Annotated in this window: 16 protein-coding genes; 11 read left to right on the top strand and 5 right to left on the bottom strand. The window is 68.2% G+C overall.

Going from position 1 to position 14,136, the window contains the following annotated elements:
* Positions 1-13 precede the first annotated feature (13 nt).
* Genes BLR21_RS26220 through BLR21_RS26205 form a run of 4 tightly spaced genes read left to right on the top strand, consistent with a single transcriptional unit; the run spans position 14 to position 3,531 of the window.
* Positions 14-547, top strand: coding sequence for a SigE family RNA polymerase sigma factor (locus BLR21_RS26220; RefSeq protein ID WP_090009308.1), 534 nt, complete (start codon positions 14-16; stop codon positions 545-547).
* Positions 544-1,296 (top strand): hypothetical protein, encoded by a 753-nt coding sequence (locus BLR21_RS26215; protein WP_090009305.1) that lies wholly within the window; start codon positions 544-546, stop codon positions 1,294-1,296. Before BLR21_RS26220 ends, BLR21_RS26215 begins: the two co-directional genes overlap by 4 nt.
* 25 nt (positions 1,297-1,321) lie before the next feature.
* Positions 1,322-2,740 (top strand): adenylosuccinate lyase, encoded by a 1,419-nt coding sequence (gene purB / locus BLR21_RS26210; protein ID WP_090009303.1) that lies wholly within the window; start codon positions 1,322-1,324, stop codon positions 2,738-2,740.
* A 2-nt stretch (positions 2,741-2,742) separates the two neighbouring features.
* Positions 2,743-3,531 (top strand): MOSC domain-containing protein, encoded by a 789-nt coding sequence (locus tag BLR21_RS26205; RefSeq protein ID WP_090009435.1) that lies wholly within the window; start codon positions 2,743-2,745, stop codon positions 3,529-3,531.
* Here the strand turns inward: BLR21_RS26205 and BLR21_RS41830 are convergent.
* Positions 3,528-3,965 (bottom strand): hypothetical protein, encoded by a 438-nt coding sequence (locus tag BLR21_RS41830; RefSeq protein WP_143027880.1) that lies wholly within the window; start codon positions 3,963-3,965, stop codon positions 3,528-3,530. The genes BLR21_RS26205 and BLR21_RS41830 overlap by 4 nt on opposite strands.
* Before the next feature lie 88 nt (positions 3,966-4,053).
* Between BLR21_RS41830 and BLR21_RS26190 the strand changes: the two genes are divergently transcribed.
* A complete protein-coding gene (locus BLR21_RS26190; RefSeq protein WP_090009294.1) occupies positions 4,054-4,929 on the top strand; it encodes a phosphoribosylaminoimidazolesuccinocarboxamide synthase in 876 nt (291 codons plus the stop codon).
* A gap of 50 nt (positions 4,930-4,979) precedes the next feature.
* Positions 4,980-5,630 carry a polysaccharide deacetylase family protein gene (locus BLR21_RS26185; RefSeq protein ID WP_090009291.1) on the top strand — a complete coding sequence of 217 codons (651 nt, stop codon included), beginning with the start codon at positions 4,980-4,982 and terminating at the stop codon, positions 5,628-5,630.
* Here BLR21_RS26185 and BLR21_RS26180 read toward each other — a convergent pair.
* Positions 5,593-6,216: an MBL fold metallo-hydrolase gene (locus BLR21_RS26180; RefSeq protein ID WP_090009432.1), complete on the bottom strand. Its 624-nt coding sequence runs from the start codon at positions 6,214-6,216 to the stop codon at positions 5,593-5,595. The genes BLR21_RS26185 and BLR21_RS26180 overlap by 38 nt on opposite strands.
* Before the next feature lie 66 nt (positions 6,217-6,282).
* Here BLR21_RS26180 and BLR21_RS26175 point away from each other — a divergent pair, with 66 nt between their 5' ends.
* Positions 6,283-7,410: a trypsin-like serine peptidase gene (locus tag BLR21_RS26175; RefSeq protein ID WP_090009287.1), complete on the top strand. Its 1,128-nt coding sequence runs from the start codon at positions 6,283-6,285 to the stop codon at positions 7,408-7,410.
* On the opposite strand, the gene BLR21_RS26170 is transcribed toward BLR21_RS26175, so the two are convergent.
* Positions 7,394-8,374, bottom strand: coding sequence for an NAD-dependent epimerase/dehydratase family protein (locus BLR21_RS26170; RefSeq protein WP_090009428.1), 981 nt, complete (start codon positions 8,372-8,374; stop codon positions 7,394-7,396). The two genes, BLR21_RS26175 and BLR21_RS26170, sit on opposite strands and share 17 nt — an antisense overlap.
* Positions 8,375-8,495: 121 nt before the next feature.
* On the opposite strand from BLR21_RS26170, the gene BLR21_RS26165 reads away from it, so the two are divergent.
* The 4 genes from BLR21_RS26165 (at position 8,496) to purL (ending at position 12,391) form a co-directional block, all read left to right on the top strand.
* Positions 8,496-9,008, top strand: a complete 513-nt coding sequence (locus BLR21_RS26165; RefSeq protein WP_256334935.1) for a hypothetical protein — start codon at positions 8,496-8,498, stop codon at positions 9,006-9,008.
* Positions 9,009-9,234: 226 nt separating this feature from the next.
* Positions 9,235-9,474, top strand: coding sequence for a phosphoribosylformylglycinamidine synthase subunit PurS (gene purS / locus BLR21_RS26160; RefSeq protein WP_030477798.1), 240 nt, complete (start codon positions 9,235-9,237; stop codon positions 9,472-9,474).
* Positions 9,471-10,142: a phosphoribosylformylglycinamidine synthase subunit PurQ gene (purQ, locus tag BLR21_RS26155; protein ID WP_176929789.1), complete on the top strand. Its 672-nt coding sequence runs from the start codon at positions 9,471-9,473 to the stop codon at positions 10,140-10,142. The genes purS and purQ overlap by 4 nt, the downstream gene beginning before the upstream one ends.
* Positions 10,139-12,391: a phosphoribosylformylglycinamidine synthase subunit PurL gene (purL, locus tag BLR21_RS26150; RefSeq protein WP_090009277.1), complete on the top strand. Its 2,253-nt coding sequence runs from the start codon at positions 10,139-10,141 to the stop codon at positions 12,389-12,391. Before purQ ends, purL begins: the two co-directional genes overlap by 4 nt.
* A gap of 33 nt (positions 12,392-12,424) precedes the next feature.
* On the opposite strand, the gene BLR21_RS26145 is transcribed toward purL, so the two are convergent.
* Both BLR21_RS26145 and BLR21_RS26140 read right to left on the bottom strand, forming a co-directional pair.
* On the bottom strand, positions 12,425-13,213 hold the full coding sequence (locus tag BLR21_RS26145) for a lysozyme (RefSeq protein ID WP_090009274.1): 789 nt from the start codon (positions 13,211-13,213) through the stop codon (positions 12,425-12,427).
* Between the two features lie 42 nt (positions 13,214-13,255).
* Positions 13,256-14,095: an aldo/keto reductase gene (locus tag BLR21_RS26140; protein ID WP_090009425.1), complete on the bottom strand. Its 840-nt coding sequence runs from the start codon at positions 14,093-14,095 to the stop codon at positions 13,256-13,258.
* Between the last annotated feature and the right edge of the window lie 41 nt (positions 14,096-14,136).

Raw genomic sequence — 14,136 nt, 5'->3', positions numbered from 1 at the left:
GAGAGGGGAACGCATGCGCAAGGCCGACGAACAGGGCTTTCGCGAGTTCGCGGCAGCCAATGCCGCGTCCTTGCGACGTACTGCGTATCTCTTCTGTGGCGACTGGCACACAGCGGAAGACCTGATGCAGTCGAGCCTCATGAAGATGTACCTGGCGTGGAAGCGCATCAAGGACCTGGACAACCTGATCGCTTACGCCCGCAAGGTGCTGCTGCGCACCTGGCTGGACGAGAAGCGCAGGCCGTGGCGCAGAGCCGAGCAGCGCGACGGGGAGCTGCCCGACGCCGCGGACGCCACCGTGGACCCGGACACGACCAGCGCCAAGCTGTGGGCACGTGAGCTGGTGCACACCGCGCTGCTGCAGGTGCCGCCGCGTCAACGGGCGGTGCTCGTGCTGCGTTATTTCGAAGACCTGCCGGTCGCCGAGGTGGCAGTGGCCATGGGGTGCAGCGAGGGAACGGTCAAGAGCCAGACGGCGCGTGGTCTCGCGACGCTGCGCACCATCGTGGAGAAGCTCGACAGCAGTTCGGGGAGGGTCGCGTCGTGAGTGAGCAGGAGATCCGCGAGGGAATGCTGCTGGCCGTCTGGGACGAGCCGCCGCTCGACTTCGACCCCGACACCCTGATCAGGCGGGTCGAGCAGAAAAAAAGTCGTCGACGAGCGCTGGTCGCTGTGGGCGTGGCTACGGCAGTGATCGCCGTGGCGTCGTTCTCGCTGCCCGGCCTGCTGCCGCGCGACCGGGACACTCAACTCGGCGCCGACACCCGGACGAACTCGTCGGCGCCACCGAGCGAGTCCGTCGAGAAGAAGGCCCAGCGCATCGGCGACAAGCTCGCGGAGAACCTCGGCGTGCGGATGACGAACCTCAAGGAGATCTACGGGAGCTTCCGTCCCGGTCAGTTCATCTTCCCGCCGTACTCGACGTCGGCCCCGCAGAGGCCCGGCGATCCGGAGTTCTCCGGCTACGTCTACCTGACCGACGGCATCGGACCGACCGCGCTGCGCGTGACGGTCTCCAAGACCAGCTTCAACAAGAACACCTTCTGCTCCGGCGCGTCCATGTGCATGGAGACGCGGCAGCAGGACGGGTCGGTCGTCACCGAGGCCGAGTTCTTCCACGGGACCACGGCGGTCCAGCAGGCGGAGGTGGTCCGCAGGTTCGAGAGCGGGCTCTTCGTGCAGATCTCCAGCTACGCCTACAACCCCTCGAACGGCTCCGGTCAGCGCGAGACCGTACCCGTGCAGGTGGGAGTGCTCACACAGCTGGTCACGGACCCGGGCATCGCCTGGGAGTGAGTCCGAGGTGCACTAACCTGAGGGCGTGACGAAGCCCCGCATCGCCAACGTCCTCGCAGGTCGGTACGCCTCCACGTCGCTAGCGACGCTCTGGTCGGCCGAGCACAAGATCGTGCTGGAGCGCCAGTTGTGGCTCGCGGTCCTGCGGGCCCAGGCCGCCGCGGGCATCGACGTGCCGGCCACGGCGGTCGCGGACTACGAGCGTGTGCTGGCGCAGGTCGACCTCGAGTCGATCGCGGCGCGCGAGCGCGTCACCCGGCACGACGTGAAGGCGCGCATCGAGGAGTTCAACGCGCTCGCGGGCCACGAGCAGGTCCACAAGGGAATGACCTCGCGCGACCTGACCGAGAACGTCGAGCAGCTGCAGGTGCTGCGGTCGCTGGAGCTGATCCGGTCCAAGGTCGCCGCCGTCCTCGGCCGGCTCGCACGTCTCGCCGCCGAGCACTCCGACCTCGTGATGGCCGGCCGTTCGCACAACGTGGCAGCGCAGGCCACGACGCTGGGCAAGCGCTTCGCGACGGGTGCGGACGAGCTGCTGGTGGCGTTCAGCAAGCTCGACGAACTGATCGCGCGCTACCCGTTGCGCGGCATCAAGGGCCCGGTCGGCACGGCCCAGGACATGCTCGACCTGCTCGGCACGCCCGAGAAGCTGCAGGAGCTGGAGCAGACGGTCGCGGGCCACCTCGGCTTCGAGCGCGTGCTCACGAGCGTCGGCCAGGTCTACCCGCGCTCCCTCGACTTCGACGTCGTCTCGACGCTTGTGCAGCTCGCCGCGGCGCCGTCGTCGGTGGCGAAGACGATCAGGCTCATGGCGGGCCACGAGCTGGTCACCGAGGGCTTCAAGCCCGGCCAGGTCGGGTCCAGCGCCATGCCGCACAAGATGAACACCCGCTCGTGCGAGCGCGTGAACGGCTTCGCGGTGATCCTGCGGGGCTACCTGTCGATGGTCGGCGAGCTCGCGGGCGACCAGTGGAACGAGGGCGACGTGTCGTGCTCGGTGGTCCGCCGGGTCGCGCTGCCGGACGCGTTCTTCGCGTTCGACGGGCTGCTGGAGACGTTCCTGACGGTGCTGGACGAGTTCGGCGCCTACCCGGCCGTCGTCGCCCGTGAACTGGACCGCTACCTGCCGTTCCTCGGCACGACGAAGGTGCTGATGGCGGCCGTGCGCGCGGGTGTCGGTCGCGAGACCGCGCACGAGGCCATCAAGGAGAACGCGGTGGCCGTCGCGCTGGCGATGCGCGAGCAGGGCCTGGCGCAGAACGACCTGCTGGACCGGCTCGCGGCGGACGAGCGGCTGCCCCTCGACCGCGCCGCCCTGGACGCGCTGCTGGCCGACCGCCTGTCGTTCACCGGGGTGGCGTCGGCGCAGGTCGCGTCCATCGTGGAGCAGGTCGCGGCGGTCGTCGACAAGTACCCGGTCTACGAGCCGGAGCCGATTCTGTGATCGTGTCCGACCTGGTCGTCTACCCCGTCAAGGGATGTGGCGGGTACTCCGTCGCGTCCTCGGCCGTGGAGCCGACGGGGTTGCGCGGCGACCGGATGATGATGCTGGTCGACGACGCCGGCGTGTTCCTGTCGCAGCGCAAGGTTCCGGAGATGGCCGCGCTGCGTCCGTCCCTCGTGGACTCGGCGCTGTCGATCGGCGGCGAATCCTTCCCGGTCGTCGTCGACGGGCCGCGGGTCCAGGTGGTCGTGCACGTCTGGCATGGCACCGGAATCGACCAGGGTGACGCGGCCGCCGCGTACTTCTCCGACGCGCTCGGGAAGTCGGTGCGGCTCGTGCGGACGCCGCCGGACATCCACCGCGAGACGACCGGCGAGACCACCGGCGTCATCGGATACGCCGACGGCAACGCGTTGCTGGTGCTTTCGCTGTCCTCATTGGACGGCCTGAACGAGCGCATCCTGGAACGCGGCGGGGAGCCCGTGCCGATGAACCGCTTCCGCCCCAACGTGGTCGTGTCCGGCTGGCCGGAACCGCACACGGAGGACCGGGTGCGGCGCGCGGCGATCGGTGACGTGGAACTGGCCTACGCCAAGGACTGCGTGCGTTGTGCGGTGCCGATGGTCGACCAGGAGACCGGGATGAAGAACGGCCCCGAGCCGATTCGTTCGCTGGCGACCTACCGTCGCGATCCCGACGGTGGCGTCACGTTCGGGATGAAGGCACAGGTCGTCCGCACCGGCACGATCAGTGTCGGTGACAAGGTCGACGTGCTGGAGTGGCGCGCCTAGGCCTTCTGCCAGCGCAGTCGGTCGCCGCGCTGGGGATCCTTGCGGCACACCAGCTTCTCGCCGAGCAGGCCGATGCCGTGCGCGCCTTCGGGATCGCATCGCGCGCCCTCGTTGACCAGCAGTCCCTGCTGCGGGGGCTCGGTGGTCGTCGGCTGCTGCGCGGGGGGAGGCTGCTGGGCCGGTGGCGGTTTCGGCTGCGTGGTCTTCGTCGTGGTGGTGGTCGTCGCCTCGGAGGACGACCCCTTGACGGTGATGTCGGCGACGTCCGGCGTCGGCACGATGGTCACCGACTGGGGTGTGCTCGCGTTGAGCGAAGCTCCTGAGGCAGGAGACGAAATGGGGCTGGAGTCGAAGCTCCACCCGGCCACGCCCAGCACGATGAGCAGCCCCAAGCTTGCCAAAGCCGGGATCCACAGGGCCTTCCTAGGGAGCACGGGTGCACCTTAAGCGTCTTTGGCCTTGATCTGTAGTGGTGCCGGGGTGTACGTCGGTTTCAGGACAGGGCCACGTAGGCTGACCAGCGTGCCTACGCTCGCTGACTACCAGCACGTCGCCCGCGGCAAGGTTCGCGATCTGTACGACGTGGACGACGAGCTGCTGCTGTTCGTCGCGTCGGACCGCATCTCGGCGTACGACCACATCCTGAGCTCGGAGATCCCCGACAAGGGGCGCGTGCTCACCGCGATGAGCGTCTTCTGGTTCGAGCGGCTCACCCCGAACCACCTGGTCGCGTTCGACGACCCGCGTATCCCCGCCGAGGTCCGCGGCCGTGCGTTGCTGGTGCGCAAGCTGCAGATGGTCGATGTCGAGTGCGTGGCGCGCGGGTACCTGACGGGCTCCGGCATGGCCGACTACACCGCGACCGGTGCGGTGTGCGGGATCGAGTTGCCGGCCGGGCTGGTCGAGGCGTCGGAGCTGGAGCCGCCGATCTTCACGCCCGCGTCGAAGGCCGAGATCGGTGCGCACGACGAGAACGTGTCGTTCGACGTCATCGCCGAGAAGCACGGCGTCGAGCTGGCGTCGAAGCTGCGCGACCGCACGATCGAGCTGTACAGCGAGGCGCGCGCGTACGCGTTGACGCGTGGCCTGATCCTGGCGGACACGAAGTTCGAGTTCGGGCTGGACGCCTCGGGCGAGCTGATCCTCGCGGACGAGGTCTTCACGCCGGACTCGTCGCGCTACTGGCCGGCCGAGGGGTACGAGCCCGGCCGCGTGCAGCCGTCGTTCGACAAGCAGTTCGTGCGTGACTGGCTGACGTCGTCCGCGTCCGGCTGGGACCGTAAGAGCGATGTTCCGCCGCCCGCGCTGCCCGCCGACGTCGTCGAGGCGACCCGTCAGCGGTACATCGAGGCGTACGAGCGGCTCACTGGCCGGTCCTTCGCTGACTGGCTTGCGTGAGTTAGCGCCGCTTTCACGCGGATGTCACCACGGCATGGGGCACTCATACCGTGCACTCACAGCTCGTGGTCTCCCTGTCCGGCATCGGTCCGCAGACACTCGACCGATGCGCTGATCTCGCTGCGGCCCTTGATCCGCGGCAGGTGCCGTTGTCGCTGCTCGTAGCACCACGCGACCTCGGCACGGCGCAGGAATGGGTGCGGCACCGCACCTCGCTCGGCGATGCCGTCGTGCTGCACGGTCTCGGCCAACGGCGGCTACCGGCCTATGAAGCCGGGTTGTTGTTGATGGGCGCGCGTCTGCAGATGGACGCCATCGGGCTCACCGCCGACACGTTCGCGCCACGGCGTTGCGTGGCGTCGCCCGGCACGTTGATCGCGCTGGCCAAGCACAGGTTCCACCGCTGCGCCGACGCGCACGCCGTTCGTGAGGTCGGCAGCGGGCTCGCGACCCTGGGCCGTCTGCACGCGCTGACCGAACGCACCAGCTTCGGTGAGCTGCGGTCGCTGGCGCTGGTCTACGCGGCGGCCAGGTCCGCGCGCCGCGGCGGGCTGACCCGGATCACCGTCGACGCCCGTGACCTGCACCGTCCGGGTGCGCGGCAGGCCGTGCTCGACGCCGTGGACGTCGCACTCGCCCACGACGCCGCGCCGACCACCTACGTCAGACTGCCGTCTCCTCGCCTGGCGTCAGCAGCCTGACCTCGGTGCCGTCCGGCTTCAGCATCTCGAAGAACCGGACGGCCATCTGCGGGCTCGCGAGCGTCTTCTCGTGGATCGGCACGGCGACCCGCGGCTGCACGGCACGCATGAAGTCGACGGCCTCACCGGTGCGCAGCCACGGCGCGCCCGCGGGCAGTCCGAGCACGTCGACGTCCTCGTCCGGCACGAACAGCGAGTCGCCAGGGTGGTAGAACGCGCCGTCGCCGACCACGTAGGCGGCGTTCGGCACGATCGGGATGTCCTCGTGGATCACCGCGTGCTGCCCGCCGACGACCCGGACGGTCGTGTCGCCGATCTTGAAGGTGTCACCCGGCCGGGCGACGGTCGCGTTCTCGACGCTGGGCGCCGTGCCCTCGTCGACGATCAGCTGCGCCCGCGGGTTGGCCTTGAGCAGCGCGGGCAGCCCCTCCGCGTCGATGTGGTCGACGTGCTGGTGCGTGACCAGCACCGCGTCCAGGTCCTCCAGGTCCTCGAACCCCGCGGAGAACGTGCCGGGATCGATCAGGATTCGCGTCGACCCGGAGTCCAGCAGCACGCAGGCATGACTGAAATGGACAAGTTTCACGGAATCCTCCATTACCGACGATTGGCGGGCTGACACGGTCAGGTGACGTCGGAAGTATCAAAAGGCATGAGGAAAACCCTGCAACTCCTCACGGCACTGGCTCTTGCCCTGCCGATGACGACCATCGTCCCTGCTACCACCACCACCTCTACACCCGCTGAGGCTTCGTCGCCGCAGACGCAGCAGATCGGAACCGAGGAGTCGGTCTCGGTCCGCGTGGGTGGCGCGAATCGTTCGACGGTGATCGAACGACCGGGGTCCGGTTACGTGAAGCTGCATTTCACGGACCTGCGGATCCTGCCGGGTGACGTGCTCACGGTGTCGAACCCTGACGGCACCGAGAAGTACACGTACACGAGAGACCTGAAGGCCTCGCTGACCGCCACGCTCGACGCGTCGGGCTTCTGGGCCATGTCGATCACGGGCGACCGCGCTGTGGTTTCGGTGACGAACCCGCTGTCGCGCGTCCGGATCGACAAGCTCACGCGTGGCTACACCGAGGCCGAGATGTCCTCGCAGCCGTCCGTGCAGAGCATCTGCGGCACGAACGACTACCGGGACGCGGTCTGCTACCGGACCAGCAACCCGACCGAGTGGGGCAAGACCGCGTCCGTGGCGAAGCTGCTGCGCAACGGCAGTTCGCTGTGCACGGCGTGGCGGGTCGGCCCCAACAACCGCATGCTGACCAACGAACACTGCTTCACCAGCACCAGTGGCATCGAGGTGTGGTTCAACTACCAGTGCCCGACCTGCGGCGGTACCACTTCGGCCACCGTCACGAAGGTGCTGGCGGCCCAGGTCCTGAAGTACAGCGCCGCGCTCGACTACACCCTCTTCACGGTGAACAACTTCGCGGCCATCAGCTCGTTCGGTTACCTCGAACTGGACGCGCGCGTTCCGGCCGTGGGTGAGGAGATGTACATCGTCGGCCACCCGGCCGGGAAGCTGAAGAAGTTGTCGTTGCGCGACAACAACAACGGCGGCGGCTACTGCGTCGTGCGCGCGGTACGGGTGAACGGCAGCTCGTCGCAGTCCGACATCAGCTACATGTGCGACACCGAAGGCGGCTCGTCCGGCTCACCCGTGCTGTCGAGGCGCACGCACAAGGTGATCGGGCTCCACCACTTCGGCGGCTGCCCGAACCAGGGCGTGCGCATCGACCTCGTCGCCGCGCAGATCAACTCACTGCTGTAAGGATTTCCTGCTCTTCCTGCCGGCTGAGTCCCGCCTTGCGGGGCCGGTCCAGCCCGAGGCCGCGCTCGTACTCCAGCGAGTCGAGCGCGGTCTCGGCCAGCGGCCTGACGCGCAGCCCGTTCGCCAGCGCGTTGCTGACATCGCGGCCGACCATCTTGGCCCACTCCTGCGGCAGCCACAGCGGCAGCGACCGCGGCCCGCCCCAAGGGTTGATCCCGAGCTCCTTGAGCACGCTCTCCTTGACGGGCACGAGCTGCGTCCCAGGCGGCGCCGTCGCCCCGGCGATCTCACCGATGGCCATCTGGAACGGCATGACCGGCCCCGTCGAGTCGTACGTGCCCGTCACCCGCTCCTCGGCCGCGAACACGATCCACTGTGCCAGGTCCCGCGCGTCGATGTGCTGGAACCCCAGGTCAGGGCTGTCCGGCACGACCACGCGCCCGCCCTGCGCCATCCGCGCGGGCCAGTACCCGAACCTGTCGCTCGGGTCGTCCGGCCCGGTGATGAGCCCGGCCCTGACGATGAACTCGCGGCCCGCCACGGCCTCGCGGACCGCGTTCTCACTGGCCACCTTGACGCTGCCGTACCGCTCGGCCGTGAACTCCTCGGCCGGATCGTCCTCCAGCGGCGGCAACAGTTCGTCGCTGCCCGTCGAGTGGTCCGCGTAGACCGAGATGCTGGACACGAACGTCCAGTGCGGCGTGGTCGCCCCGAACGCCTCCAGCGCGTCCCGCACCCAGTTCACCGAGTACTTCGACACGTCGATCACCGCGTCGAACTGCTCGCCGGCCAGCGTGTCGAACGCGCCGGGTTTGTTCCTGTCGACCGGGATCAGGCGCGCGCCTTCCGGCACCCCGCCGGAGGCGCCGCGGGCCGCGCACACCACTTCGTGGCCCCGCCGGACCGCCTCCGCCGTGATGGCCTTGCTGAGGAACACGGTTCCGCCGAGCACGAGGATCTTCATGATCTCCAGCATCCGTCTGATCGGGGCTCGGTGCCAGCGGTCTCGCTTTCGGCGAAATAGCTTGTTGGAATAGGTCCAATACCTGATCGTTCGGACCCGATCGGTTGGAGTTGGTGAACTGTTGTTCGGTACGTACCTGCTGGCTGCCGTCCTCGTCGACCCCGGCGACCTGGCGCGCACGCGAAAAGCGCTGCGCCGGTTGCTGTTCCCCGGTCAGCGAGAGCTTCACTTCAAGAAGGAGAAGACCGATCGACGCAAGCTGATCGTGTCCAGGCTGGTGTCCATCGGCGCCACCGTGCACATCTACACCGGCACCTGCTCTGCTGGGGAAGAGATCGCGCGCCAGGAGTGCCTCATCGCACTCATCAACGATCTCCTCGACCTGGACACGAGGAGGCTGGTGCTCGACAGCCGCGAGGAGCGCAATCTTCACGACGCGCAGACGATCCGCACGACGCTGGGCAAGCGGCCAAGCCACTCGAAGATCACCTACGAGCACTTGGAGAGCTCGCACGACGAGTTGCTCTGGATCCCTGACGTGGTGGCGTGGTGCCACGGTGCGGGAGGTGACTGGGCAAGGCGTGTGCGCTCGCTCGTCGCGAAGGAGACTGCCGTGGACAATTGGTCCAGATAGCGCAAAGCACGGCGGCCGACCGTCCGGACGGGCACCGTGCTCACTTCTCCGGCTTACGGGCCGAAGCTGACACCAGATTACCAAACGGTCCCGCCGAAGCAAGCGCGTTCACCCGAAGGTGGACCGGCGACGATGTGCCCCCGAACACGTGTCGGGAGGATGAACGCACAGGTCAGATAGGCTCTCGAGGTACCGCCAGCCCCTCCAAACCCAGGAGCAGTCTGTCGTGGCCCGAGTTGTCGTCGACGTCATGCCGAAGCCCGAAATTCTCGACCCCCAAGGCCAGGCGGTGGCGAACGCGCTGCCCCGTCTCGGCTTCGACGGCGTCACCGCCGTCCGTCAGGGCAAGCACTTCGAGCTGGAGGTCGCCGACGACGTCGACGACGCCACGCTCGCCAAGATCGCCGAGACCTTCCTCGCGAACCCCGTGATCGAGGACTGGACCGTGCGCAGGGTCGAGGCATGAGGGTCGGTGTCATCACCTTCCCCGGCACCCTCGATGACGTCGACGCGCAGCGGGCCGTCAGGTACGCGGACGGGGAAGCTGTGCCGTTGTGGCACGGGGATCACGACCTCAAGGGCGTTGACGCGGTCATCGTCCCCGGCGGGTTCTCGTACGGCGACTATCTGCGGTGCGGCGCGATCGCGCGGTTCGCGCCCGTGATGCAGGAAGTGATCGAGGCCGCGAACAAGGGGATGCCGGTTCTCGGCATCTGCAACGGCTTCCAGATCCTCGCCGAGGCGCATCTGCTGCCCGGCGCGCTCACCCGCAACCACAGGCTGCACTTCGTGTGCCGCGACCAGTGGCTGAAGGTCGAGAACACCAGCACCGCCTGGACGACCCGTTACGACAAGAACGCCGAGATCCTCGTGCCGTTGAAGTCCGGCGAGGGTGGCTATCAGGCCGACGAAGACACCCTCAAAGAGCTCGAAGACAACGGCAGGGTTGTCTTCCGGTACGTCGGTGACAACCCCAACGGCAGCCGCAACAACATCGCGGGCATCACCAACGCCAGGGGCAACGTTGTCGGCCTCATGCCGCACCCCGAGCACGCCATCGACGCGCTCACCGGCCCCACGGACGACGGACTGGGCATGTTCCTTTCCCTGCTCGACACGGTGGTGAAGGCATGATCGACACCGTCAAGAACGCCGAGGCGACGCCTGATCAGGAGCAGCCCTACCAGGAGCTGGGCCTGAAGGACGACGAGTACGCGCGCATCAAGGAGATCCTGAAGCGCCGCCCCACGGACGCCGAGCTCGCCATGTACTCGGTCATGTGGAGCGAGCACTGCTCCTACAAGTCGTCCAAGGTGCACCTGAAGTACTTCGGCGACACCACGACCGACGAGATGCGCAGCAAGATGCTCGCGGGCATCGGCGAGAACGCCGGCGTCGTCGACGTCGGTGACGGCTGGGCCGTCACGTTCAAGGTCGAGAGCCACAACCACCCGTCGTACGTCGAGCCCTACCAGGGCGCCGCGACGGGGGTCGGCGGCATCGTGCGCGACATTCTCGCGATGGGCGCGCGGCCGCTCGCCGTCATGGACCCGCTGCGGTTCGGCAGGCCCGACGCCGAGGACACGAAGCGCGTCCTGCCGGGCATCGTCGCGGGTGTCGGCGGCTACGGGAACTGTCTCGGCCTGCCGAACATCGGTGGCGAGGTCGTGTTCGACGAGTCCTACCAGGGCAATCCGCTGGTCAACGCCCTGTGCGTCGGCGCGATGCGGGTCGAGGACCTGCACCTCGCGCACGCGAGCGGCACCGGCAACAAGGTCATCCTCTACGGCGCGCGCACTGGCCTCGACGGCATCGGCGGCGTGAGCGTCCTGGCGAGCGAGACGTTCGACGACACCGCCGGCAAGCGCAAGAAGCTGCCGAGCGTGCAGGTCGGCGACCCGTTCACCGAGAAGGTGCTGATCGAGTGCTCGCTCGAGCTCTTCGAGAAGGGCATCGTCGCCGGCATCCAGGACCTCGGCGGCGCGGGCCTGTCCTGCGCGACTAGCGAACTGGCCTCAGCGGGCGACGGCGGCATGCACGTGTGGCTCGACCGCGTCCCGCTCAGGGCGAAGAACATGACCCCGGCCGAGATCCTCTCCAGCGAGTCCCAGGAACGCATGTGCGCGGTGGTCGAACCGGCCAACGTCGCGGCGTTCATGGAGGTCTGCGCGAAGTGGGACGTCATCGCCACCGAGATCGGTGAGGTGACGGAAGGCGACCGCCTGGTCATCACCTACCACGACGAGGTCGTCGTCGACGTGCCTCCGCGCACGGTCGCGCACGAGGGCCCGGTCTACCACCGGCCGATCCAGCGTCCCGCCGACCAGGACGAGCTCCAGGCGAACACCCCGGACAGCCTCCCGAGGCCCGAGAACCTGCTGGAACTGATCAAGATCATGGCGGCCAGCCCCAACCTGGCCTCCAGGAAGTGGGTCACGCAGCAGTACGACCGCTACGTCCGCGGCGGCACGGTCCTCGCGCAGCCGAGCGACAGCGGCATGATCCGCATCGACGAGGAGACGGGTCGCGGCGTGGCCCTCTCCACGGACTGCAACGGCCGCTACACGAAACTCGACCCGTACGAGGGCGCGAAGCTGGCGCTGGCCGAGGCCTACCGCAACGTCGCGGCCACGGGTGCCACCCCGGTCGCCGTCACCAACTGCCTCAACTTCGGCTCGCCGGAGGACCCGGCGGTCATGTGGCAGTTCGAGCAGGCCGTGAAGGGCCTCGCGGACGGCTGCGCGGAGCTGGGCATCCCGGTGACCGGCGGCAACGTCAGCTTCTACAACCAGACCGGCTCCACGGCGATCCTGCCGACGCCGGTCGTGGGTGTGCTGGGCGTCATCGACGACGTGCGGCGCCGCATCCCGACCGGGATCGGGGCCGAGGCCGGCGAGACGCTGCTGCTGCTCGGCGAGACGCACGACGAGTTCGGCGGGTCGGAGTGGGCGCACCACGTCCACGGCCACCTGGGCGGACTGCCGCCGAAGGCCGACCTCAAGCGGGAGAAGCTGCTCGGCGAGATCCTCGTCGCCGGCTCGCGCGACGGCATGGTCTCCGCCGCGCACGACCTCTCCGAGGGCGGCCTGGCGCAGGCCCTGGTCGAGACGTGCCTGATCGGCGAGGTGGGCGCGCGGGTCTTCCTCGAGGGCGACCTGTTCACCGCGCTGTTCAGCGAGTCCGCCGGCCGCGTGCTGGTCGCCGTGCCGCGCACCGAGGAACAGCGTTTCGTCGACATGTGCACCGCGCGCCGCCTGCCGTGGCGCAAGGTCGGCGTCGTCGACCCGGAGTCGAACGCCCTGGAGGTCCAGGGCCTCGGCGAACTCCCGCTGGACGAGCTCCGCGAAGCCTGGGAGGGCACGCTGCCGGCGCTGTTCGACTGAGCACGAAGGGCCCCGTCGCCGACGGGGCCCTGCTCAGCTCGCCGCGATCCGCTGCAGCTGCTCGAACCTGCCGTTGAACAGGTTCTGGTCACCGGGGAAGAGCCCGGCTGCCTGCCACTGCCAGATCGTGTGGAAGTCGAACCCGGCCGGCAACGCGCCGAGCTTCGAGCTGTAGTGCGCGATCCACAGTGGATTGTTGTCGCCGAACTTCACCGCGCCGCCGACGCACTTGTTCCACCAGCTCGTGGACGTGTAGATCGCCGGATAACGCTTGGTGCGCGCGTAGACCGTGTCGCTGAACTCCTTGACCCACGCCGTCATCGCGGTCTGGTTCATGTTGTAGCAAGTGTCGCCATACGGGTTGTACTCCATGTCGAGCGCGGGCGGCAGCGTCATGCCGTCGGGCGACCACCCGCCGCCGTTGTCGACGAAGAAGTTCGCCTGCTGCACGCCGTCGGCGCGGTCCGGCAGTGCGAAGTGGTACGCCCCGCGGATCATGCCGATGTTCAGGGAACCGTTGTACTGCTGGGTGAACTTCGGGTTCCGGTAGTGGACGCCCTCGGTCGCCTTGACGTAGGTGAACCGGGCACCTTTGTCCCAGGCGGACTTCCAGTCGACGTCGCCCTGGTGGCTGCTCACGTCCATGCCGGGCACCTTGCCCTCGGTGGGCGGTGACTCCGCACGAAGGTCGCCCGTGCCTTCGTGTTTGAGGATCTGGGAACCCGCGGTGTGGTCCGCGGAGCCCTCGGGCAAGGGCGCCGCGGACGCGGGTGCCGGCGTCAGGCCGGCGACGATCGCCACGATGCTGATCAAGGTCCGCATGGACTAGATCGTGCGACCATTTGTCCTAATTTGCTACCTGGGTCACCCGTCCAGGCGGGACAGCTCCTCGGCGGACAACTCCAGGTGGGTGGCGGAGGCCGAATCCCGGATGCTCGCCGGTCGAGAAGCACCCGGAATGGGGACTACCACTTCGGACTTCGCGAGCATCCACGCGAGACAGACCTGGTGGGCACTCACGCCGTGGGTGTCACCGACCTCCTTGAACGGACCGCTCAGCGCGCCCGCCTTGCCGATCCCGCCGAACGGGCTCCACGGCAGGAACGCGATGCCGAGCTTCGCGCACAGCTCCAGCTCGGGTTCGCTCGACCGGAACACCGGCGAGAACTGGTTCTGCACGGCCGCGAGCCGTCCGCCGAGGATGTCGTTGGCGAGCACGATCTCGTCCGGGTTGAAGTTCGAGACACCGGCGTAGCGGATCTTGCCGTTGTCCAGCAGTTCCTTCAGCGCGCCGACCGACTCCGCGATCGGCGTCTTCGGGTCCGGCCGGTGGAACTGGTACAGGAAGATCTGGTCCACGCCGAGCCGTTGCAACGACCCGTCGACCGCGCGACGCAGGTACTCCGGCCGGCCGTCGAGCTCCCAGCCGCCGCCCGGCACGCGCGTGTGCCCGCCCTTGGTCGCCACGAACACCTCTTCGGAACGGCCGCGCAGTCCCTCGGCGATGAGCGACTCGTTGTGCCCGAAGTCGGTGTCGTCGAGCGAGTAGGCGTCGGCGGTGTCGATGAACGTCACGCCCGCGTCCAGTGCGGCGTGGATGGTCTCGATCGCCTGCGCGCGCTCCGGCCTCCCCTGCACGGAGATGGGCATGCCGCCCAGGCCGATGGCGCTGACTTCCACTTCTCCGATACGACGCTTCTGCATGCACTCCACTCTGGCCCCTGACGATTAAGCTGTCCAACGCA

Source organism: Lentzea albidocapillata subsp. violacea, assembly GCF_900100275.1.
Taxonomy (GTDB): domain Bacteria; phylum Actinomycetota; class Actinomycetes; order Mycobacteriales; family Pseudonocardiaceae; genus Lentzea; species Lentzea violacea.
The sequence above is the reverse complement of the archived record's forward strand: the minus strand, read 5'-3'. Positions and strand labels throughout refer to the sequence as shown.

Bases quoted from the DNA above. Each gene is read 5' to 3' on its own strand.
- BLR21_RS26220 (WP_090009308.1), top strand. From the start codon at position 14: ATGCGCAAGGCCGACGAACAGGGCTTTCGCGAGTTCGCGGCAGCCAAT.
- BLR21_RS26175 (WP_090009287.1), top strand. From the start codon at position 6,283: ATGAGGAAAACCCTGCAACTCCTCACGGCACTGGCTCTTGCCCTGCCG.
- BLR21_RS26170 (WP_090009428.1), bottom strand. From the start codon at position 8,374: ATGAAGATCCTCGTGCTCGGCGGAACCGTGTTCCTCAGCAAGGCCATC.
- purQ (WP_176929789.1), top strand. From the start codon at position 9,471: ATGAGGGTCGGTGTCATCACCTTCCCCGGCACCCTCGATGACGTCGAC.
- purL (WP_090009277.1), top strand. From the start codon at position 10,139: ATGATCGACACCGTCAAGAACGCCGAGGCGACGCCTGATCAGGAGCAG.
- BLR21_RS26145 (WP_090009274.1), bottom strand. From the start codon at position 13,213: ATGCGGACCTTGATCAGCATCGTGGCGATCGTCGCCGGCCTGACGCCG.
- BLR21_RS26140 (WP_090009425.1), bottom strand. From the start codon at position 14,095: ATGCAGAAGCGTCGTATCGGAGAAGTGGAAGTCAGCGCCATCGGCCTG.